This is a genomic window from Zobellia russellii (assembly GCF_018728565.1).
Lineage (GTDB): Bacteria > Bacteroidota > Bacteroidia > Flavobacteriales > Flavobacteriaceae > Zobellia > Zobellia russellii.
The window spans coordinates 178,578-199,349 of sequence record NZ_JACSOI010000001.1 but is presented as its reverse complement, the minus strand read 5'-3'; the positions used below and the strand labels follow the sequence as shown (position 1 = coordinate 199,349).

The 20,772-nt window shown below is 38.7% G+C and carries 20 protein-coding genes; 8 read left to right on the top strand and 12 right to left on the bottom strand.

Annotated features, from left to right (window positions below; genetic code table 11):
- Nucleotides 1–93: 93 nt before the first annotated feature.
- Nucleotides 94–558 carry an ASCH domain-containing protein gene (locus tag H9565_RS00880; protein WP_215436325.1) on the bottom strand — a complete coding sequence of 155 codons (465 nt, stop codon included), beginning with the start codon at nt 556–558 and terminating at the stop codon, nt 94–96.
- 127 nt (nt 559–685) lie between these two features.
- Nucleotides 686–2,389, bottom strand: a complete 1,704-nt coding sequence (locus H9565_RS00875) for a GMC oxidoreductase (RefSeq protein WP_215436323.1) — start codon at nt 2,387–2,389, stop codon at nt 686–688.
- A 156-nt stretch (nt 2,390–2,545) separates the two neighbouring features.
- Between H9565_RS00875 and H9565_RS00870 the strand changes: the two genes are divergently transcribed.
- The 5 genes from H9565_RS00870 to nadD all read left to right on the top strand — a co-directional run bounded on the left by H9565_RS00870 (nt 2,546) and on the right by nadD (nt 6,700).
- The gene (locus H9565_RS00870; protein WP_215436321.1) at nt 2,546–3,601 is read left to right on the top strand and encodes a sugar phosphate isomerase/epimerase family protein; all 1,056 of its coding nucleotides are present in this window, start codon (nt 2,546–2,548) and stop codon (nt 3,599–3,601) included.
- Between the two features lie 95 nt (nt 3,602–3,696).
- Nucleotides 3,697–4,452, top strand: a complete 756-nt coding sequence (locus H9565_RS00865) for a 3-keto-disaccharide hydrolase (protein WP_215436319.1) — start codon at nt 3,697–3,699, stop codon at nt 4,450–4,452.
- A 162-nt stretch (nt 4,453–4,614) separates the two neighbouring features.
- Nucleotides 4,615–5,472, top strand: coding sequence for a YicC/YloC family endoribonuclease (locus tag H9565_RS00860; RefSeq protein ID WP_215436317.1), 858 nt, complete (start codon nt 4,615–4,617; stop codon nt 5,470–5,472).
- A 26-nt stretch (nt 5,473–5,498) separates the two neighbouring features.
- The gene (gene gmk, locus H9565_RS00855) at nt 5,499–6,086 is read left to right on the top strand and encodes a guanylate kinase (protein WP_215436315.1); all 588 of its coding nucleotides are present in this window, start codon (nt 5,499–5,501) and stop codon (nt 6,084–6,086) included.
- A 29-nt stretch (nt 6,087–6,115) separates the two neighbouring features.
- Nucleotides 6,116–6,700 (top strand): nicotinate (nicotinamide) nucleotide adenylyltransferase, encoded by a 585-nt coding sequence (nadD, locus tag H9565_RS00850; RefSeq protein WP_215436313.1) that lies wholly within the window; start codon nt 6,116–6,118, stop codon nt 6,698–6,700.
- A 2-nt stretch (nt 6,701–6,702) separates the two neighbouring features.
- Here nadD and H9565_RS00845 read toward each other — a convergent pair whose 3' ends face one another.
- From H9565_RS00845 to H9565_RS00830, 4 genes are all read right to left on the bottom strand, one after another.
- On the bottom strand, nt 6,703–7,770 hold the full coding sequence (locus H9565_RS00845; RefSeq protein WP_215436310.1) for an amidohydrolase family protein: 1,068 nt from the start codon (nt 7,768–7,770) through the stop codon (nt 6,703–6,705).
- A 183-nt stretch (nt 7,771–7,953) separates the two neighbouring features.
- Complete coding sequence (locus tag H9565_RS00840) at nt 7,954–8,352, bottom strand: hypothetical protein (protein WP_215436307.1); 399 nt, start codon at nt 8,350–8,352, stop codon at nt 7,954–7,956.
- A 107-nt stretch (nt 8,353–8,459) separates the two neighbouring features.
- On the bottom strand, nt 8,460–9,404 hold the full coding sequence (locus H9565_RS00835; RefSeq protein ID WP_215436304.1) for a CAP domain-containing protein: 945 nt from the start codon (nt 9,402–9,404) through the stop codon (nt 8,460–8,462).
- Between the two features lie 118 nt (nt 9,405–9,522).
- Nucleotides 9,523–11,772 carry an inorganic phosphate transporter gene (locus H9565_RS00830; RefSeq protein ID WP_215436301.1) on the bottom strand — a complete coding sequence of 750 codons (2,250 nt, stop codon included), beginning with the start codon at nt 11,770–11,772 and terminating at the stop codon, nt 9,523–9,525.
- Between the two features lie 357 nt (nt 11,773–12,129).
- Between H9565_RS00830 and H9565_RS00825 the strand changes: the two genes are divergently transcribed.
- Nucleotides 12,130–12,489 (top strand): toxin-antitoxin system YwqK family antitoxin, encoded by a 360-nt coding sequence (locus H9565_RS00825; RefSeq protein ID WP_215436298.1) that lies wholly within the window; start codon nt 12,130–12,132, stop codon nt 12,487–12,489.
- 85 nt (nt 12,490–12,574) lie between these two features.
- On the opposite strand, the gene H9565_RS00820 is transcribed toward H9565_RS00825, so the two are convergent.
- Nucleotides 12,575–12,964, bottom strand: coding sequence for a carboxypeptidase-like regulatory domain-containing protein (locus H9565_RS00820; protein WP_215436295.1), 390 nt, complete (start codon nt 12,962–12,964; stop codon nt 12,575–12,577).
- Nucleotides 12,965–13,125: 161 nt separating this feature from the next.
- Between H9565_RS00820 and H9565_RS00815 the strand changes: the two genes are divergently transcribed.
- Nucleotides 13,126–14,469 carry a deoxyguanosinetriphosphate triphosphohydrolase gene (locus tag H9565_RS00815; RefSeq protein WP_215436292.1) on the top strand — a complete coding sequence of 448 codons (1,344 nt, stop codon included), beginning with the start codon at nt 13,126–13,128 and terminating at the stop codon, nt 14,467–14,469.
- On the opposite strand, the gene H9565_RS00810 is transcribed toward H9565_RS00815, so the two are convergent.
- A complete protein-coding gene (locus H9565_RS00810) occupies nt 14,466–15,602 on the bottom strand; it encodes a DUF3078 domain-containing protein (RefSeq protein WP_246560158.1) in 1,137 nt (378 codons plus the stop codon). The two genes, H9565_RS00815 and H9565_RS00810, sit on opposite strands and share 4 nt — an antisense overlap.
- Nucleotides 15,595–17,370: a 1-deoxy-D-xylulose-5-phosphate synthase gene (locus tag H9565_RS00805; protein ID WP_215436289.1), complete on the bottom strand. Its 1,776-nt coding sequence runs from the start codon at nt 17,368–17,370 to the stop codon at nt 15,595–15,597. The genes H9565_RS00810 and H9565_RS00805 overlap by 8 nt, the downstream gene beginning before the upstream one ends.
- A 521-nt stretch (nt 17,371–17,891) precedes the next feature.
- Between H9565_RS00805 and H9565_RS00800 the strand changes: the two genes are divergently transcribed.
- Nucleotides 17,892–18,341, top strand: coding sequence for a nucleoside deaminase (locus tag H9565_RS00800; RefSeq protein WP_215436287.1), 450 nt, complete (start codon nt 17,892–17,894; stop codon nt 18,339–18,341).
- Nucleotides 18,342–18,409: 68 nt separating this feature from the next.
- On the opposite strand, the gene H9565_RS00795 is transcribed toward H9565_RS00800, so the two are convergent.
- The 3 genes from H9565_RS00795 to H9565_RS00785 all read right to left on the bottom strand — a co-directional run bounded on the left by H9565_RS00795 (nt 18,410) and on the right by H9565_RS00785 (nt 20,765).
- Complete coding sequence (locus tag H9565_RS00795; protein WP_215436285.1) at nt 18,410–18,604, bottom strand: cold-shock protein; 195 nt, start codon at nt 18,602–18,604, stop codon at nt 18,410–18,412.
- Nucleotides 18,605–18,690: 86 nt separating this feature from the next.
- Complete coding sequence (locus H9565_RS00790; RefSeq protein ID WP_215436283.1) at nt 18,691–18,948, bottom strand: hypothetical protein; 258 nt, start codon at nt 18,946–18,948, stop codon at nt 18,691–18,693.
- A 32-nt stretch (nt 18,949–18,980) separates the two neighbouring features.
- On the bottom strand, nt 18,981–20,765 hold the full coding sequence (locus H9565_RS00785; protein WP_215436281.1) for a chloride channel protein: 1,785 nt from the start codon (nt 20,763–20,765) through the stop codon (nt 18,981–18,983).
- Nucleotides 20,766–20,772 lie beyond the last annotated feature (7 nt).

Genomic DNA, 20,772 nt, shown 5'->3' with positions numbered 1-20,772 from the left:
CAAACTTTAGAATAAACCAGTGTCAAGTAATATAATAGAGAATAGGCCTAATGGCGGCCTATTTTATGGAAAAGTAAATTTAGAGAATGGAATTTACCGATCAAAAACTTTTTCGAACTCTTGACAGACAATAATCATGCTTTCGTTGGGCTTGCGGTTAAAGGCGGCCAATTCCTTAGTGTAATAGTCCCAATGCACTTTTTTCCAGTAGGCCAAGCTCTTATCGCCCTCGCCTTCTAAACGGGCATACGCTTCATCAATACTAAAATACGGTCTTAGTTTTACGGCCGTGGTTCTAACAATGCATTGTGCTTCCCCTTCCCAGTCCGTAACAATCATAAAATCACCAATCTTTGGCAGAGGTTCTTTCATATACTGTAATCCCAATAAACTGGGAGATGTGGCACGTTTGATGCCTTTTTTTACCAAAGCGGCGCATTCGTTGGCATCCAATTCGTTATTACAAAAGTGAACTACTTTGGGAGCGTCTACAAAAGCATGTTCTAGGTGCTTATCCAAATAATCTCCCCATAAATTTCGGGCTGAAGCGTTTTCCATATAGTTATTGCGGTTAGCTAATTCTTCACGCTATACGTGAGAAACATAGTTCAACAAGATACGAACGACTAAACAATTTTAGTGATATTTTAGAATATCAGATTGATTTATCGGTCGTTATACATCATTATGAAAATTTTCCGGCTTTAAATTGTTCTGCGGCGTGGTTGGCCGCCCTTGCAGTAAATGCCATATAGGTCAACGAAGGATTAACACAACTAGATGATGACATAAAAGCGCCATCCGTAACGTATACATTAGGCACGGTATGAACTTGATTGTTTTTATTGATAATAGAAGTTTTAGCACTGTGCCCCATACGTGCACCACCCATCTCATGGATGCCTAAACCGGGACCGGTGGTTTCATCATAAGATTGAACATCCTTAAAGCCAGCTGCTTCAAACATTTTTACAATCTCTTTTTTAATGTCTTCACGCATGTTGTATTCGTTTTCTTTAAACTCAACATCAAAATCTAATTGAGGGAGGCCCCACTTGTCTTTTTCAGTTTCGCTCAAGGTTACCCTGTTATCATCATAGGGTAAGAACTCCCCAAAACCGGTAACCCCAATTTGCCAGTGACCTGGTTTTAAAATAGATTCCTTAAGTTCTTTGCCATAACTCATTTCTGCAATGGAAGCTGACCAATCCTCCCTACTGGCGCCACCTTGATAGCCAAAACCACGCAAGTATCCTTCGCGTTTGGTCTTTTCGTCTAGGTTAACAAATCTAGGAATGTAAAAACCGTTTGGCCTTCTGCCTTGATAATATTTGTCTAAATGTCCGTCTACTTTAGCAGAGGCTCCCAGTTTATAATGATGGTCCATAATACCACGACCAAGCGCATCGGAGTCATTACCCAGGCCGTTGGGAAACCGTTTGCTTTTAGATTGTAAAAGAATACCAACAGATGCCATTGCGGACGCGCAAAGGAAAATCACTTTTGCTTTAAACTCTATTTTTTCGTTGGTTTCGGCATCAATAATCTTAACGCCTGTAGCCTGTTTCGTTGCATCATCGTACAATACTTCATAAACGATGGAGTTGGGTCGTAACGTCATGTTTCCTGTGCGTTCTGCGGCAGGTAGTGTAGAGGAGTTGCTGCTAAAATATCCGCCAAAAGGGCAACCTCTCCAGCATCTGTTCCTATTTTGACAAGTTCCCCTGCCTTCAAAATCGGCTTCAGGATCGGTAATATGCGCGGCGCGGCCTATGGTTATCAAACGGCCATCTTCAAATTTCTCAGCAACGGAAGCTTTAAAATCTTCCTCAACACAGTTTAAGTCCATTTTAGGCTGAAAAATACCATCAGGTAAATGCGGAAGTCCTAAATTTTCACCGCTAACCCCAATATACTTTTCAACTTTGTCATACCAAGGGGCAATATCCTTATAACGTACAGGCCAGTCAACACCAATACCTTCTTTTTTATTCGCTTCAAAATCAAGATCGCTCCAGCGGTAACTTTGTTTGCCCCAAGTCAAGGATCGGCCACCTACTTGGTAACCTCTGATCCAATCAAAACGTTTGGTCTCTACGTAAGGGTGATCAAGGTCGTTCACAAAAAAGTGCTTAACATCTTCTTTGGGGGCCCAACCTACTCTAGATTGTACATGGTATTTTTCTTTGTCTTCTTTGGAAAGTTCTCCTTTTAGTGGGTAGTCCCAAGGATCATCGTTCATAGTAGGGTAATCTACTACGTGCCGTACCATAGGGCCCCGTTCAAGTACCAAGGTTTTTAATCCGTTCTCACATAATTCCTTAGCGGCCCATCCGCCACTAATTCCGGTGCCGACAACAATAGCGTCGAATATTTCTTCTTTATTCACGGTCTTATTTCTTGTATTAAACGTGTTGTATTCCCTATATTTATAACTTCTCTAGAAGATGACATTTTGAGATGTTTACGAATTTAAATATAGGGTTTTTCTTTATAGGGAATTTAAAAAAAAGGAAGCCCAATACTAAAGACAAATAATAACAGCATGAAAACAATTAAAGGACCTGGCGTTTTTTTAGCGCAATTTGTAGACAATAAAGCTCCGTTCAATACGCTGGACGGTATGTGTAAATGGGCTGCAGATTTAGGTTACAAAGGAATTCAGATTCCTACTTGGGAGAGTTTTTTAATAGATTTGGATAAAGCTGCCGAAAGTCAAGATTATTGCGATGAGCTTAAAGGAAAAGTAAACTCATACGGTCTAGAAATCACGGAACTTTCCACTCACCTTCAGGGGCAATTGGTAGCGGTTCATCCGGCGTACGACCTCATGTTTGATAATTTTGCACCCGATGCTGTAAAGAATAACCCAAAAGCACGTACGGAGTGGGCGGTAGATGTAGTTAAAAAGGCGGCAACGGCAAGTAGAAGATTGGGACTTAACGCGCATGCTACTTTTTCAGGGGCCTTACTTTGGCATACATGGCACCCATGGCCACAAAGACCAGCAGGTCTTGTAGAAATGGGCTTTGAAGAATTGGCTAAGAGATGGATGCCGATTTTAAATCATTTTGATGAGCAAGGTGTAGATGTTTGTTACGAAATTCACCCTGGTGAAGATTTACATGATGGCGATACTTTTGAGCGTTTTCTTGCTGCAACAGGCAATCATAAGCGCGTAAATATTCTTTATGATCCAAGTCACTTTGTTTTACAACAATTAGATTATATAGAATACATAGACCACTATCATGAATTTATAAAGTCATTTCATGTTAAGGATTCTGAATTTAACCCAACCGGTAAGAAAGGTGCCTTTGGGGGGTATAATGACTGGGGCGATCGTGCCGGTAGATACCGTTCTTTGGGTGATGGTCAAATCGATTTTAAAACCATTTTCTCCAAACTTACGCAATATGGCTGCGATGTTTGGGCAGTAATGGAATGGGAGTGTTGTATTAAGAGCCCTGAGCAAGGTGCTCGCGAAGGTGCGATTTTTATCCAAGACCATATTATTGAGGCAACGGAGAAAACTTTTGATGATTTTGCAGGTGCTGCAGTAGACAAAGAAATGCTTAGAAAAATATTAGGTACTTCATAATTGAAGGAACCCATTAAGCTATAAATAATATAAAACGATTCTCTTGTTGCAAAGGCCAGGGAATCGTTTTTGTTTAATACTAAAAACAAAGACTCATGAAAAATTTACTATTAATTGTTTGTATGGCGACTGTTGTTTTCGGTTGCAAGGATAAAGCTGAGAAAACCCAGAAAGAAATGGAATCTGAGCGTATAGCCGAAGCGGAAGCGGAGAAACCACCGAAAGAGTGGACCCTTCTCTTTGACGGTTCTTCTTTTGATGGCTGGAAAGAGTATAACAAAGAAGGTGTTTCCGAGAACTGGAAGATAGAAGATGGGGCTATGGTTTATTATCCTCCTGCGGACAGAAAAAAAGGAGATGCATTTAACCTTGTTACAGAAAAGGAGTATACAGATTTTATTCTTTCGTTGGAATGGAAAATTTCAGAAGGAGGTAATAGCGGGGTGTTTTGGGGCGTAAACGAAACCCCTGAATTATCCGAAGCTTACCAAACGGGTCCGGAGGTGCAGGTTTTGGATAACGAAAAACATCCAGATGCTAAAAATGGCACCACTCATCAAGCAGGGTCGTTGTACGATATGGTGGCGCCCTCAGAAGATGTTACCAAACCTGTTGGGGAATGGAATACCATGGTAATTACGGTAAACCATAAAGAGCAAAAAGGGAGTATTTCTTTAAACGGAACCGATATTGTAGATTTTCCTGTTGGTAATGAAATGTGGAATGTTATGGTGTCCAAATCCAAATTTGCAGATTGGGACCATTTTGGAAAATTCACTACAGGCAAGATTGGTTTGCAAGACCATGGAGATAAGGTCGCTTTTAAAAATATAAAAATTAAGGAGCTTTAGATTTTGAATAACTAAAAAGCGAGGTTTTATATAAAACTGCTCTAATGGCCCCATTTCATATTTTGAGATGGGGCCATCATTGAATTATAGGTCTAGTTTATGTGTTACAGGGACTTCTACTTTCTGTATTTACGTTATATTTGCCAAAATTCATAGCAATTTATGATTCAGTCCATGACCGGTTTCGGTAAGCACGTTATTCAGCTACCGACAAAAAAGATTACCGTAGAGCTCAAATCCCTAAACAGTAAAAGTCTTGATTTAAATGCACGTATGCCATCGGCCTATCGTGAAAAGGAACTAGAACTACGTAAGACCATTGCAAGTTCTTTAATGCGTGGCAAAGTAGATTTTGGACTGTATTTGGAGCTTACCAGTGGCGAAACTTCCACAGAGGTAAACGAGCTGGCCGTAAAGAATTATATGCAGCAATTAAAGGCTATTGCAGACGGTGATGACATAAAGTTGCTAGACATGGCCCTGAGAATGCCAGATTCATTAAAGACTGCCCGTGAGGATATTGATGAGACCGAATATGAGTCCATAAAACTTGCGCTTCAAGAGGCCTTAAAGGAAATAAACAACTTTCGTTCTGAGGAAGGGGAGGTTCTTGAAAAGGATTTTATAGAACGAATTCAAAACTTACAATCCTTACTTGATCAGGTAAAAGCTATGGATCCAGACCGTCAGTCCGATGTGCGGGAACGTTTGAACAAGGCCGTTTTGGATTTGAAAACAGAATTGGATGCCAATAGGTTTGAGCAAGAATTGATTTACTATTTGGAAAAATATGATATCACGGAAGAAAAAGTACGTTTGGCAAATCACCTTGAGTATTTTGCCAGCACTTTAAAATCAGAAGATTCAAATGGTAAAAAGCTTGGTTTCATTGCTCAGGAAATAGGTCGTGAAATCAATACAATCGGTTCTAAGGCCAATTATGCTCCAATGCAACAGTTGGTGGTTCAGATGAAAGATGAACTTGAAAAGATAAAGGAGCAGATGCTCAATGTTCTCTAACGTACCCATACAAATTAAGTGAACTCATGAAAGGCGGTAAACTAATTATATTTTCGGCACCCTCTGGAAGCGGTAAGACAACCATAGTGCGGCATCTTTTAAAGCAAGAGGAACTTAACCTTGCATTTTCGGTATCGGCTACCTCAAGACCCAGAAGGGCCAAGGAAAAAAACAAGGAGCATTATTACTTTATGTCTATTTCTGAGTTTAAGAATCATATAAAGCAGGATGATTTTTTGGAGTGGGAAGAAGTGTACCGGGATAATTTCTACGGAACCTTAAAAACGGAAATAGAACGACTATGGGCCGAAGGAAAGAATGTTATTTTTGATATTGATGTAGCAGGTGGCTTGCGGATCAAACGAAAATTTCCGGATAAAACCTTGGCCGTTTTTGTAAAACCGCCAAGTGTTGACGAGTTGAAAATAAGACTTAAAAAACGGAGTACCGAAAGTGAGGATAAAATCAATATGCGAATCGCTAAAGCTTCCGTAGAACTGGCAACAGCTCCGCAGTTTGATAAGATTATAAAGAATTATGATTTGGATACGGCCTTAAAGGAGGCTTATGATCTTGTAGCGGATTTCGTAGGAGTTGAAACTAAAGAATCATAGATAGGCAACCCAGATTAGTTTTATAGCTTATGAAAAAGGTAGGTCTCTATTTTGGTACTTTTAACCCTGTACACATAGGTCATATGATTATCGCTAACCATATGGTGGAATTCTCCAATCTGGATGAGGTTTGGTTCGTGGTAACTCCACAGAGTCCGTTCAAGACTAAAAAAACCTTACTTGCGGATAACCATAGATACCAAATGGTTTATGAAGCAACAAAGGATTATCCTAAGCTAAAACCTAGTAAAATTGAATTTGGGCTTCCACAACCCAACTATACGGTTAACACCTTGGTTCACCTGCGTGAGAAATACGGAATTGATCATGAGTTTGCATTAATTATGGGTGAGGATAATTTAAAAGGACTTCATAAATGGAAAAATTATGAGGTAATTTTAAGCGATTACAACCTTTACGTCTACCCAAGAATTTCAGAAGGTGAAATTGAACATCAGTTTAAGGGACACGCTAAAATCCATAAAGTAAACGCTCCAATTATGGAAATCTCCTCTACTTTCATCCGCAAAAACCATAAAGAGGGAAAAAATATTCGTCCGTTGTTACCTAACAGTGTTTGGAAGTATATGGATGAGATGAATTTTTATCGATAAAATCAACGCTTCAGTATTTTTTGGCCATTTTCATGATATATCTTTTTTAGGACTGCGTCGTCTAAATCCAGTCCATTCAGTGCCCAGTGATATGAAAACAAATCCCATGCATAGAAATGTTCATCTGTAGTTTCTAAAATTCTAAAGGTGGTTTGGTACATGGATGCATCCATGCCCATGTCGGTTCCATATAATAATCGGTCCTGATATTTTTCAAAAAAACTTTTGGTGCGTCTAGGAACCGGTGCTACTTCGGCATATCGTGCTGAGATATCCGCATAAAGATTTGGGTGTTCATCTAGTAATTTACCAAGAATGCTTAGGTCGTGACTGGTATTTGCTAAATGGCAGGCTATAAACGTTGTGCCCCTATTGTTTTTAACTGCGTTAGATAATGTTGTGAGTAGCTCTTTATGAGATAGGATACCTTCTTGTGAGGAATCTACTTTCCAGGTGTAAGCATTCATTAACCCATCATTTTTCTCATTCATTGGTAAGTACATCCAATAAGGGTCAGCTACATGAACGCTAATGGGCATGTCTAATTCTCCGCACCTTTTTAGAAGTGGCTGTAAACGAGGGTCGTCTATATGAAGTTCAGGGGCTTCGGAAGGTTTGGAGTAAAATAGTCCTAGTCCTTTATCTCCAAGTTCGCCTACTCCTTTGGCACCTTTGTCAAAACATCTTTCTAGTTCCTTGATTGCCTTCTTTGTCCACCCCTTTTCATTGTATCCGGTATAATCAAAACCGCACCAAACCTCTATTTGATTACCATATTTGGCATACATATCGTAAATACTGTCAAAGCGTTTTCCTGTTGAATAGGTTAGAATAATGGATTTTTCTATGTTCCGCTTGCGCATCGTACTTATCCAATTTTCAATTTCCTTTTCTGATTTAGCATAGGGGTGAGAGTGAAAATCTATAGCAGGGAATTTTGCTTTAGGAACCAGTGTTTTGGTAGTATTGTAAATACTTTCCGGTCTGTAGTCTTTTAAGAGAAGGTCTTCTTGTGCAATTAGCAGATATGGTAAAGACAACAGGAGAAGAAGTGATATCCGCTTGTTCATAACAGTATGGTTTTAATTCAAAATGATTAGGTCCGTTCAGCTTAATGAAAAGATACGCTATTTTCTTAGATGTAAGAACCGTTCATAAAGCGGATAGCAGAAACGTTTGCTATTAAATGATTAGATAGATAAGAGTAGTGTAGTAGGTAAAATTAGGAACGAAAAGAGTGATTCTGTTTTGTTTTATATCTGTTGACCGGCCCATTCGTAAGCATCTTCGAGCCTATGAAAAACACCAATTGGTTTTTTAATGAACATTTTTTCTAGGGTTGCAATCATACGACGGTATTTATTGTCCGATACAATTGCCATACCCATTAGGTTAGGAAACATGTCTACTATGTCCTTATAGCCCATGGGATCCATTGAGTATGAGTTTTTTCTATTGGAGATGTATACGAATGGAGTAGATGTGCCGTATACCCGCTTTAATACCTCAATAGGACCCAGCGAATTTTCTCTAGTTACATGCACGCCTTCAGCAAACTCACCGACTAAAAAATTAGGAAAGAACCAAAATTTGGCAAAACCAAAATCTTGCTCTTCCAATAGTTTATGCTGTAATGGTAATGATGTCTCCATAGCGTATCTATGAAGGTAAGATACAATTTTAACTTACGAAAACGAACAGGTTGTTATAAAATAAACAAAATGTAACAGCTATTTGGTTTTTAAAGGTAAAGACGTTTCTACTGGTTTGGGTCAAAAATGGTTACATCATATTGAAATTCTTGTGGTTCTGAGTCAATTAGAACATTTTTAATGGTTATACTGTATGTTCTATCTTCTGTAGGGTTGTTATCAATTTCTGGTACCCAAACTATGGTATTATCTCCATAAATACCCGTAAGTTCTTCTATTTGAACCGGAATTGAATTTCCATTAGCGGCCCTCATTTCAATTTTGGTATCCGAAAAATCGGCATTAGCAATGGAGAACGACCATCTGGAGTAGACGAGATTAGCTGGCAGGTAACCTTCTGGTGGCCAAGCAATGAAATCGGGTGCGTCCTCAGGAACGTTACCTGGATTTCCTATCACCCAAATAGCATTATACCGACTAGTATTTCCTATACCTATTTCTTGTAATCTTGGCCATAGTAACCATCTTCTGTGTCCAACAGGATAGTTTTCATTGCCTTGATCACGAATATAAGAGTCTATTGATGCAGAGTTTTTTGTGGAAGTCAATAGGGCATTTGCAGCAGCTTCTTTTCCATCGTTTGTAAAGCAGTTCCAAGATTCAGGTGGAAAGTGGTTTAAAGTGCCGTTAGCGTGCATCATAAGTGCTGCTTGCTGTGATTTTTCGCTCTTAGAGATGCGTTCTTCTATGGTGTTGTTTAAACCAGCTGCTTTGCGAAAATACTGTAACCGCATTAAAATTTTTGCTTTTATAGATTCCGGAACGGTTCCAGGGTCACAAGTTTGCTCGTCTCCGGTCCATGAAACATCTGAAGTAGTATTGCTAGAAGCTAAGTAATAGTCTTCATATAGTTTCTTGGCTTCTGCCCTTGCATTAACATTCAATTTGGTCGTTAATTCTTCTTCCTGTATGGAATCTGTGTCTTCTTTGCTACAGGATAGGAATAGGGAAATACTACATAACGTTGGTATGATATAATTCTTGAAACGCATTAGATAAAGATTTGGGTATCTTTTTACTAACGGTTAAATCTGTGGAAAGGTATTTTTTTTCGATGAAGTGACAACGGGACTAGTGCCGTATTTAACTAGGCAATAACTCCATAGCCCATTAAACTTTAGTGTTTGCGTGTTGGTCGTAGGTTTCCAACAAATTCATGGTTGCCACTAAAAGGTCTTTGGTTTCTAACAATAGACTAAAGTATAGAGCCGTGTTTTTAGGGCTAGATTCATCACTTCGTGTACGCTCTACCTGCTTGTGAATTTTCATATCCACTTTTGCGAATAGCTCTTGTTTGTGAATAATGAGCTCGGTGAGTTTTAAGAAATCCTTCGTTTCAAAAATAGTTTCAATTTCTTTAAAAAGTTCATCTAGATAACCATCGGTTTCTTTTAAATCCTTGATTTGGTTGAACCTTAGTTTTTTATGATTGTTGTGTACATGCTTATGTCCAGCTTTAGCTATATATTCTAAGGACTGGGTCATGTCTTGCAAATAGCTCAGTATGGAAATATAGAAGTTACTAGTGCTAACACTGGATTCGTCTAGATTTTTAATAAAGTAGAAAATATTGTCCCGTAGGTCTTCTACTTCTTTATCAAACTTGCTTATACCTTTTTTACTTCTCTTAAGTGTTTCTATATCGTGCTTGGCCAAGCCATCAATACTTTGTGTATATATTTTGTTGGCTCTTCTTATAGCTAGGGAGATGTTAGCGGCACTTTCATCAATAACACCAATGATAGAATTGCTTTCCGCTCTTTCAAGCTTTTGCTCTAGCTTGGTTTCTTTCATTTTTTTGGTGTGCGAAAGGTAATTTTTTCCTATTAGGAAAAAAGCAACGATCAATAGGGCACCAATGGCCCAAATACCTCCTAAATGAATGATATATGCAATAAGTGCAGCAGCTGTAAATGCGCTTATGGCCGTAAAAAACCATCCACCAATAACATTAAGTACTCCGGCTACACGGTAAACGGCACTTTCCGCACCCCAAGCCCTATCCGCCAAAGAACTTCCCATAGCAACCATAAATGTTACGTACGTGGTAGATAACGGAAGCTTCATGGAAGTAGCCAAAGAAATAAGTACACTGGCAACCATTAGGTTAACTGAAGCACGAACCAAATCGAATGCAGGTAAATCCTGTACACGGCTTTTTGGCACGTATACGTAAGGTTTTTCAAAACGCGTGTCCATTTTTTTCAAAAGGGAGTCGGGAATAAGACCTGCTATATTTTCAGATGCCGATATGGTTAATTTTACAATCTGTCTGGATAGAAAATTAGGTTGAAAGCGCTCATCACCTTCGTCTTGTCTAGATAAGTCTACGCTGGTTTTAACCACATTCTTTGCTTTGGAGGAAAACCATAGGGTTACCACCATTATCATACCGGACAATAGTAATAGGTATTGTGGTGTTTGTACGGCAGAGGCTAATCCCTCCATTGTGTATTTATCCGCATCTATACCTGATGCACTCCATGTAGTGTAGGATTCCATAGCGGCCAAAGGCACGCCAATAAAGTTTACCAAATCATTACCGGCAAAGGCCATGGCCAATGCAAATGTTCCCATTACGATAACTATGGTGTATACATTAATTTTAGTTAGTGTTGAAATCATCCAAGAAACTAAGGTCCACACCACAAAATTGCTCAAAATGAACAAGAACTGTTTGTTGGCGATCATATCTAGCACCTCTGGACTAAAAACAGAGGCACTTTTAAGACCTTTTACAAGGATGAAATAGATGATGGATGTTAGTGCAAACCCTCCAAAAATAGCACCTACCCATTTTGGCTTTTCTTGAAACTTGAAAGATATTAGAAGTCGGGAAACAAATTGAACCAAAGCTCCAATACTAAATGCGATAATTACTGAAAGGAGAATGCCAAGAATAATTTCGGTGGCTTTATCTGTGTTTATGTACGTCCATAAGTCGGACACACCTCCTTCATCACCCATGATTTTAACCAAAGAAATAGCCACAGCGGCACCTAAAAGTTCAAAAACTATGGAAACCGTTGTGGAAGTGGGCATTCCCAGAGTATTGAAGAAATCCAATAATAGGATATCGGTTATCATTACCGCCATGAAAATGATCATGATTTCGGCAAAAACAAAGTGCTCAGGATTAAAAATACCCTTTCTAGCAACCTCCATCATACCGCTAGATGATATGGCTCCAAAAGCAATACCAACGCTCGCCACGATCATGACCGTCCGGAATGAAACAGCTTTAGATCCTATAGCGGAGTTCAAAAAGTTAACAGCATCGTTACTTACCCCAACTACCAAATCGGTAATGGCAAGTACTGCCAATGCAATAATCATAAAAAGGTAAAGGTTCTCGCCCATCAAAAATAAAATGTGCACAAAAATGCTACTATAATTTATTAATTGCGTTAAAATAAGGTTATGAAGTAACTTTCTGTATCATGACCAATTCAGTAACTTAATTAAATACAAGAATTTGAGCCGTTATAAACGTAAGACGACCAAGCGTCGTATTTATCGGGTAAATTAGTGTATTTAGGGCAGTTTGGGACTGTAAAATTGTAATAAGATGAAATTTAGTTCTGGTGTTTATACAATATTTTGCAAACTACATCGTTTTCAATGTAAATTTAATGTTAAGTAATAGTGTTTTTAACGTAAATTTATTTATCTTTGAAATAACAAACAGGTACAGAATCATATTTAAAATAAACACACATGAAAAATTCAATTATACTTTTAGCCCTTTCATTAACAATGACAATAGGGTATGCCCAAAAAGAAAAGGAAGTAAAATTAAATAAGGAGACAAACTTGGTTGAAGCTACTTATTTTCATGATAATGGAGAAGTGAGCCAAAAAGGAACTTTTGATCTTGCAGGTAAATTACACGGTCAATGGATCAGCTTTGATGAAATGGGCGAGAAAGTGTCCAAAGGAAATTACAATAAAGGTATTAGAACCGGAAAGTGGTATTTTTATAATGAAGGGACTGTAAAGGAGGTGGAGTTTGATAATAACGTTATTGCTAATGTTATTAATAAGGAGAAAAAATCTGCCGTCGTTTCTAAGGACTAGTGCAATTATTGTATAAAAAAAAAGGGAGTTTTCACTTAGTGAAAACTCCCTTTTTTATTTTAACGATAGGATTGGTTAAAATATGTTACTTTATACTGGTCAATGCTGTCTCTTGGTTTTGCAATGTGCCGTTATCCGTGAAGGACACGTCAGATAAGCTTAAGGTTTTCGCCTGTAATCCTTGTGTTACTTCAACTGTATTATGAGCAGTTACTTCAACCGGAATTTCATGACTTTCATATCCCAAAAAAGTTACTTTAAGAATATAGTTTCCTGGTTCTACATTTGATATTTCAAAATTACCCCTAAAATTGGTCTGCGTCTTAAATTTAGTATCCTTGATTTGAACGTCCGCAAACAAAAGAGGTTCGTTATTCATTTCCAGGTCATAAATAGTGCCTCTAATTGCTCCTTCGTCTTGGGCGAAAAGGTTTAGGGTGCATATAAATGCCAGAAAAAATAGTGTCGTTTTCATTGGTTCTTATTTTCTTGGCAAAGAAAACCGTGGTGTGTTAAGTTATGGTTACGTGAAGTTTAATTGTTGATATTTTTAAGGTTAAATAATGAGGTGTTCTTTTGGCTTTAAAATGATACTAAAATTGAAAAAATGTAACTTGCGAGACTTAAAGAACTGTTATGAACTGGGAAAATTTATTGTCTCTTAAGCGTCAAGGAGATACACACAAAAGGTTGCGGAAAGAGCAAGATGAAACGCGATTAGGATTTGAGGTAGATTATGACCGCATCATTTTTTCCAGCGCTTTTAGAAGTTTACAGGACAAGACACAAGTCATACCCCTTTCAAAGACAGATTTTGTTCATACCCGCTTAACACATAGTTTAGAGGTTTCTGTGGTTGGTAGAAGCTTAGGCCGTATTGCAGGGAAGAAAATTCTGGAAAAACATCCCTTCCTAAGTGAAACCTATGGTTATAGGTTTAATGATTTCGGGGCTATAGTTGCAGCAGCGGCTTTGGCCCATGATATTGGTAACCCACCTTTTGGACATAGTGGGGAAAAGGCTATAGGTGAATATTTTATTACGGGCAATGGCCAAAAATATCAATCGGTTCTAACTGAAAAGGAGTTTCAGGATATAGTTGATTTTGAGGGAAATGCCAATGGCTTTCGTTTGTTGTCACAATCTAGGGAAGGTGTTACTGGAGGTTTGCGATTAAGTTATGCCACCCTTGGGGCTTTTATGAAGTACCCCAAAGAGTCACTTCCTAAAAAGCCAACCAAACATATTGCCGATAAAAAATTTGGGTTCTTCCAAACAGAAAAGGAGGCTTTTAAAGAAATAGCGCATGAATTGGGTTTGATACAGACTAGAGACGGAGAAGATATTTCGTTTTCTAGACACCCCTTAACTTTCTTGGTGGAGGCTGCGGATGATATTTGCTATACAATAATAGACTTTGAGGATGGTATTAACCTAGGGCTTATATCTGAAGATTATGCTTTGGAATACCTTATAAAACTGGTAAAAAATTCAATAAATACCAAAAAGTATAATTCTCTAAAGTATAAGGAAGATAGGTTAAGTTACTTACGAGCGCTGGCTATAAATACATTAATAAGTGATGCTATTTCTGTATTTATTGAAAATGAAGATAAAATACTGAACGGTAGTTTTGATAGTAGCCTTTTGGATCAGAGCGCATTTAAGGCCCAGATCGAGGATATCATTTCTTTAAGTGTGGAAAAAATATATCGTTCTCAGGAGGTAATAGAGAAAGAGATTGCGGGTTATAAGATTATTTCGGACATTTTGGATGTATACATAAATGCTCTTATCCGAAAAAAGGAGAAAAAGGCGTCTAATTATGATATGCTAATGCTCAAGACGCTTCCTGAATTTTATAGGGATACGGACAGTTCTATCTACCATATACTTTTGAATGCGTGCTGTTATGTAGCTAGCTTATCGGACAGTGCCGCAGTGCATATCCACAATAAAATTATGGGAAAACAACTTTAAAAGGCATAGGAAACCCCAACGCCAAGGAGTTGTTTAAACTGTATTTTGGGCCGGCCGGCATCGGTAATTGTTCCGTTGGCATCCTTTACTTCATCAAAAAGGATATCATCATCATAAATAACCTGAGTACCTATGGTGGTGACAACGTATTTATTGACCTTAAGGTCAAAATTAAGCTCCCAGTCCACATCAATATTTCCAAACTTTTGGAGGTAATCCGTGTACAAGCTTAACCGGTGTTTCAACACCATATTTTTAAATACTTCCTTTTCCAATTGGTTGGTAACCAAGAATCCAAATTCCAAAAATATCTTTTCGCCCTTTTCAATGACATTGCCATCTGCATCCAAAACCGCTTTCTTAACACCAAAAGCACCTTTATTCGCTAATTCTTCGTCCAAAACAAATGTTGCTTTTTGGGTGATAGGCGAGATGTACAGGTTAAACTTTTGATCTTTGGTAATATATGACGTACCAGCACCTAAAAATGAGTAACCTGGTGCCATAAACCGTGAAATAGGAGATGATCTGTCCGGATATTTATAACCGTTTGAAAATTGAGTGTTGAAGTTGGCTTTCGCCGAATAGTACCAATTACTAATTGTGTCTCGCTGAAGCCCGAAAGTAGAACTAAAACGAATGGCATCGTCCGTTTTTCTTAGTTTTTGCTCATCTTGAATGTTGAGGCCGTAACGCATCTCCATATAATTGTCCCATTGAATATACCGAAACTTATAATTTCGTTCAAAACGGGCGTTTCCAAGGGCGGATATGGAATTGTTACCCCCTGCGTTCCAGTTAACAAAGGCAACTTCACTAAAATTGGCACCCAATTTATTTACTTTGGTCCAGAAGGAGGGCACTCTAAATCTGTTAGGCTTTTCATTAAGAGCCTTGGTACGTTTAAAAGAAATAACGGGATTCATTAAATCTACGCTGCGAGGAACGAATTTTATCTTGTCCTGTGTTTTTCTTATCACTACGGTATCAACAATAACCGTGTCAACAACCATAGAATCAATTTCCATTTCGCGACCTGGAGGCAACGAATCTTGGGTTTGACCAAAAATAGAGGTAATACACACGCTAAATAAAAGAATACATAAGAACGGTGTGGCTGGGGAGTTATTCATTTAATAGCATTTTTATATGTTCTGTTAAACTTATGGGGTCAATTTTAGCTTGTTGGTGCAACTGTTCTACGGTTCCGTGCTCAATAAAGGTATCACCAATGCCTAGAATATGAATTTTATTTTTATAACCTAATTCGTTAGCAAGTTCTAGGATTGCGGATCCAAAACCACCCATTTTAGAGCCATCTTCAACCGTGATGATGTGTTTATAGCGTTTAAATATATTTATAAGTAAATCTTTATCCAACGGTTTAACAAATCGCATATCTACCTGGCCAATTTTTTCATGCTCCGCAATATCGTTTATGACGTCTGCAACCGTATTGCCAATAGGCCCCAAGGTTAATACTACCAGTTCCGATCCGGTTCTTAGTTCTCTTGCCTTACCAATTTTTATTTTTTCAAAAGGCGTCCTCCATTTTTCTTGAACCCCTTTTCCACGAGGATACCTGATCGCTATGGAGTGCTCTAAGCCCAATTGGGCGGTGTACATTATATTACGAAGTTCACTCTCGTTCATTGGTGCAAAAATATACAGATTGGGAATGCACCTCAAATAAGCAATATCATAAACACCGTGATGAGTAGCTCCATCTTGCCCTACCATGCCGGCTCTGTCCAAGCAAAATACAACGGGAAGATCTTGTATGGCTACATCATGTATAACTTGATCGTAAGCCCTTTGTAAAAAGGTGGAATAAATGGTACAAAATGGGATAAGCCCTTCTGAAGCCATGCCTGCTGATAGGGTTACGGCATGTTGTTCTGCGATGCCCACATCAAAAGCCCTATCCGGTAGTTGCTCCATCATATATTTTAGGGAGCTTCCTGTTGGCATAGCAGGGGTTATGCCCACAATATTTTTATTCTTTAGCGCCAGTTGTACCAATGTATGGCCAAATACATCCTGATACTTTGCAGGTTCGTTGGCCAAGACCGGTTTTTTGTATAGCTCCCCTGTAAGCTTGTTAAATTTACCGGGAGCATGGTAAGTTACCTGGTTCTCCTCGGCTTTTTTTAAGCCTTTTCCCTTGGTGGTTATGACATGTAATAATTTTGGTCCGGACACCAATTTTAAATGATTTAGTTCATCGATCAATGCCTCCGTATTATGCCCGTCTAACGGACCGGTATAATGAAAGTTGAGACATTCAAATATGTTTTCGTCCTTCGCCGTACCCTTTTTTACATTGGTCAAATACTTTTTAAGGGCACCAACACTTGGGTCTATACCAATGGCATTGTCATTAAGTATTACCAATACATTGGAATTTGTAGAACCAAGATGGTTCAATGCCTCAAAAGCCATGCCACTTGCTATGGACGCATCACCAATTACGGCAATATGCTGTCTGCCATTTTTATTGTGGAGTTGCGCGGCCATGGCCATGCCTAGAATTGCTGAAATTGATGTAGAACTGTGTCCTGTGCCAAAAGCATCATATTCACTTTCGGAACGTTTTGGGAATCCACTTATTCCGCCTAATTGCCGATTGGAGTGAAAAATCTCTTTCCTGCCCGTTAATATTTTATGTCCATAAGCTTGGTGGCCCACGTCCCAAATAAGTTTGTCATCTGGCGTATTGAAGACATAATGTAGAGCAATGGTGAGCTCAACTACCCCTAAGCTTGCTCCTAAATGTCCTTCTTTGGTAGCCACAATATCAATTATAAACTCCCTTAATTCTTGGGCAAGTTGGGGAAGTTGGTCCAATGCCAACTTGCGCAAATCTTCGGGGTAGGTAATATGGCTTAAAAGTGATTCCAAATTAGCGATGTAAGTTGCAAAAATAGGTGTTTAGCAGTGCTAAGACAATTCTTTTTGGCACTTCAAAAAAAATCAACAAAAAAATCTTATCTTGTTGAGGACTAACCATTACCAACCAATTTATGCTTCCCCTTTACAAGGTGAGTAATCCTTTGTATAGCAGTACGCAATCTAATTTTAAGCCAATAACGGTAGTACTTCTTCATGGAAACTCACAAAGTTCCGTAGTCTGGAAAAACCAATTATCCTCTGATTTGTTCGGTTCTATGCACCTAGTAGCAATGGATTTGCCAGGGCACGGAAATTCTCCTGAACCAGTCTTTGACACATTAGTATGGGTACTAAAAAGTATTAAATTTTCTTTCAAGCTTCATTTTTCTTTGATAAAAATTAATCAATAGTTTTTTCGGTCTCGTCCTTTTCGGGGGAGCTGGGCGGGACCATTTTTATAACTTCAAAATTTCATTGTTATAAGTGTTGTGCTAAAAATGGTATTTTTGGCATCAATTAAACTTTAGTACATGTTGCAACCCTTTGACGATACCTATTATATGAAAAAAGCCCTTCAAGAAGCAGAGGCGGCTTATGAAAAAGGGGAGGTGCCCATAGGGGCCGTTATTGTAATTCAAGATCGGGTGATTGCCAGGGCCCATAACCTCACGGAACAATTAAATGACGTTACCGCTCATGCAGAAATGCAGGCCATTACCGCGGCGGCTAATTTTTTAGGGGGCAAATACCTGCAGAACTGTACGCTTTATGTAACCTTGGAGCCTTGCCAGATGTGTGCGGGAGCCCTATACTGGAGTCAAATATCTAAAATAGTATATGCGGCCAAAGACCCTCAGAGAGGTTGTGGTGTAATGGGAACTAAACTCCACCCAAAGACAGAAATAGTGGGCGGACTCCTAGAGGAAGAAGCAAGCAACCTGTTAAAGCGCTTTTTTGTTGAAAGAAGAAACCTGAATTAGAATTCCAAATTGTTTCGGGCATAAAAAAACCCTGAACTTCGTCAGGGTTGAATGTCATAGCTTATATATTAGCCTACAACTTGAACCTGTGCGGCTACAATGCCTTTTCGGCCTTCTTCTTCTGCGTATTCTACTTTATCACCTTCATTAAGAATTGTACCGTTCAATGCGGTAGCATGTACAAAAATGTCCTTTCCCGTCTCGTCGTTTGTAATGAATCCATAGCCTTTGGATTCATTGAAAAATTTTACTGTGCCAATCATGATAAATTAAAATTAGTTGATAATAGTTTCCAACTAAATTATAAATTTTTTAATTAGGCGAAGTTAAAATGAACTAATATTTCCAATTAACCGTCTTGATTATCAGTCTTTTCGGGTTTGCTCGCTCTCATTTTTTTGATGTTCTCCTCGGTTAGCATATAGTCTTTCATTTTTTTGCCTTTGCTATATGTAAATAGGAATAGGGGCATGGCTATAAGAAAAAGACCAAGGGTGCCAGAGCCAATATATTTGTGGCTCAGCGCAATATTTTCCTCTTGAATGTTGAAGCCGTAAATAATGGCGGCAAAACACCCTAAAGTAATTATGGATATAAGGTATTTCATAGTAACGGTAAAATTACAAAACCTTTTAGACCTTATCTTGTAAAATTGATGAGTTCTCTACGGTAGGCGGTTAAAAGTTTGGACTTTGAAACAAACCCAATGTACTTTCCGTCTTTTATCACAGGAAGGTTCCATGCACCACTGTTCTGAAACTTTTGCATTACTTTTTGCATGCTGTCCTTTCCATGAAAAATGTGCTCTGGGGCATTGTGCATAAAAGTTTCTACCTTGGTAGTCCCGTACAGGGAAGTATCGAACATAAATTCTCTAATATCATCCAACAGAACAATTCCAACAAGAGATTGGTTTTTATCAATGACTGGAAAAATGTTCCTAGCGGATTTTGCAACGGATTTGTGTAACATGTCTCCCAAAGTCATATCTGGATTTACGGTCTTAAAGTCTTTTTCAATTACATCATCTAGCTTCATCAACGTTAATACCGATTGGTCTTTATTGTGCGTCAGCAAATCTCCGCTTCGGGCCAGTTCCCTGGTATAAATAGTGTAATCAATAAAGTTCTTGGTAATGAGATAGGATATGGATGCGGTTATCATCAAGGGAACAAAAAGTTCATATCCGCCGGTAATTTCAGCTATCAAGAATATTGCCGTTAACGGGGCATGAAGTACTCCGGATATGAGACCGGCCATTCCAATTAAGGTGAAGTTACTTTCGGAAACGGCAAAACCTAACCCGGAATGATTTATAATTTTGGCCATAACATTGCCTAATGCACTGCCCATAACCATGGTAGGAATGAAAATTCCACCAGCGCCACCTGCCGCTAATGTAGTAGTCATGGCTACAGCTTTAAAAATAGTAATACCGAATAAAAGTGCAATAACCACCCAAATATTCTGTGTGTACTTATCAAAGGGAGTTTTGCCCAGTGCTTTTATATGGTCTCCATGCAAAAGGTCGTTAATAAAACTGAAGCCTTCTCCATAGAGCGGTGGTATTATATACAACATGATTCCTATGGCCAGACCGCCAACTAGAAGCTTGTATTTTGGGGTTTTTAATCTGGCAAATAGTTTTTGTATGCCAAAGTACATTCGTGTAAAATATATCGATGCAAATGCAGTGCCTATTCCCAATGCAATGTAAAAGAGGGTGTCCTCTACCTCAAAATTCTGCGTTAACGTAAAGTTGAAAAGCACTTCATTGCCCAGAAAGAAATAGGAGGTAAGAACTCCTGAAATTGAGGCCAATAAAAGCGGAAGCATAGAAAGCATGGTAAAGTCCAAACTAAAGACTTCAACCGCAAAAATAATGGCTGCAATAGGCGATTGAAATATAGAGGCAATGGCTCCGGCCGAAGCACAGGCAATCAGAAGAGAGCGGGTCTTGGCATTAATATGAAAGAAACGCCCAAGGTTAGAACTTATGGCGGCACCAGAAGCTACCGCCGGACCTAATAGCCCCGTAGAGCCACCAAAACCAATGGTAAGCGGTGCGGCAATTAATTGGGTATAAATATGCTTAGGCTTTATAACTCCTTTTTTCTTAGAAAGCGAGAAAAGAATGGAGGAAACGGCATGTTGTAATTGTTCCTTATGTATGTATTTTACATAGAGATACACCAAGGTCAGCCCAATTATGGGCAAGATAAAATAAAGTCCGTTGTTAGAGATAAAAATCCCACGTTCCAAGGAGACTTCTATAAAATATACAATGTTCTTTAGGGTAACCGATGCCAAACCGGCCAAAAGACCAACCAGAACACTCATGATGTGCGTAAAGGTTTTATTGGAGATATTTTTATATCGCCACTTTAAAAGTCGGGTAGATAGTCTTTTTAGTTTGGTGGGCATTAGAAAG

Excerpts from the sequence above, each read along its gene's own strand:
- H9565_RS00880 (WP_215436325.1), bottom strand. The coding sequence starts at position 558 with ATGGAAAACGCTTCAGCCCGAAATTTATGGGGAGATTATTTGGATAAG.
- H9565_RS00870 (WP_215436321.1), top strand. The coding sequence starts at position 2,546 with ATGAAAACAATTAAAGGACCTGGCGTTTTTTTAGCGCAATTTGTAGAC.
- H9565_RS00865 (WP_215436319.1), top strand. The coding sequence starts at position 3,697 with ATGAAAAATTTACTATTAATTGTTTGTATGGCGACTGTTGTTTTCGGT.
- H9565_RS00860 (WP_215436317.1), top strand. The coding sequence starts at position 4,615 with ATGATTCAGTCCATGACCGGTTTCGGTAAGCACGTTATTCAGCTACCG.
- gmk (WP_215436315.1), top strand. The coding sequence starts at position 5,499 with ATGAAAGGCGGTAAACTAATTATATTTTCGGCACCCTCTGGAAGCGGT.
- nadD (WP_215436313.1), top strand. The coding sequence starts at position 6,116 with ATGAAAAAGGTAGGTCTCTATTTTGGTACTTTTAACCCTGTACACATA.
- H9565_RS00845 (WP_215436310.1), bottom strand. The coding sequence starts at position 7,770 with ATGAACAAGCGGATATCACTTCTTCTCCTGTTGTCTTTACCATATCTG.
- H9565_RS00840 (WP_215436307.1), bottom strand. The coding sequence starts at position 8,352 with ATGGAGACATCATTACCATTACAGCATAAACTATTGGAAGAGCAAGAT.
- H9565_RS00835 (WP_215436304.1), bottom strand. The coding sequence starts at position 9,404 with ATGCGTTTCAAGAATTATATCATACCAACGTTATGTAGTATTTCCCTA.
- H9565_RS00830 (WP_215436301.1), bottom strand. The coding sequence starts at position 11,772 with ATGGGCGAGAACCTTTACCTTTTTATGATTATTGCATTGGCAGTACTT.
- H9565_RS00825 (WP_215436298.1), top strand. The coding sequence starts at position 12,130 with ATGAAAAATTCAATTATACTTTTAGCCCTTTCATTAACAATGACAATA.
- H9565_RS00820 (WP_215436295.1), bottom strand. The coding sequence starts at position 12,964 with ATGAAAACGACACTATTTTTTCTGGCATTTATATGCACCCTAAACCTT.
- H9565_RS00815 (WP_215436292.1), top strand. The coding sequence starts at position 13,126 with ATGAACTGGGAAAATTTATTGTCTCTTAAGCGTCAAGGAGATACACAC.
- H9565_RS00810 (WP_246560158.1), bottom strand. The coding sequence starts at position 15,602 with ATGAATAACTCCCCAGCCACACCGTTCTTATGTATTCTTTTATTTAGC.
- H9565_RS00800 (WP_215436287.1), top strand. The coding sequence starts at position 17,892 with ATGTTGCAACCCTTTGACGATACCTATTATATGAAAAAAGCCCTTCAA.
- H9565_RS00795 (WP_215436285.1), bottom strand. The coding sequence starts at position 18,604 with ATGATTGGCACAGTAAAATTTTTCAATGAATCCAAAGGCTATGGATTC.
- H9565_RS00790 (WP_215436283.1), bottom strand. The coding sequence starts at position 18,948 with ATGAAATACCTTATATCCATAATTACTTTAGGGTGTTTTGCCGCCATT.
- H9565_RS00785 (WP_215436281.1), bottom strand. The coding sequence starts at position 20,765 with ATGCCCACCAAACTAAAAAGACTATCTACCCGACTTTTAAAGTGGCGA.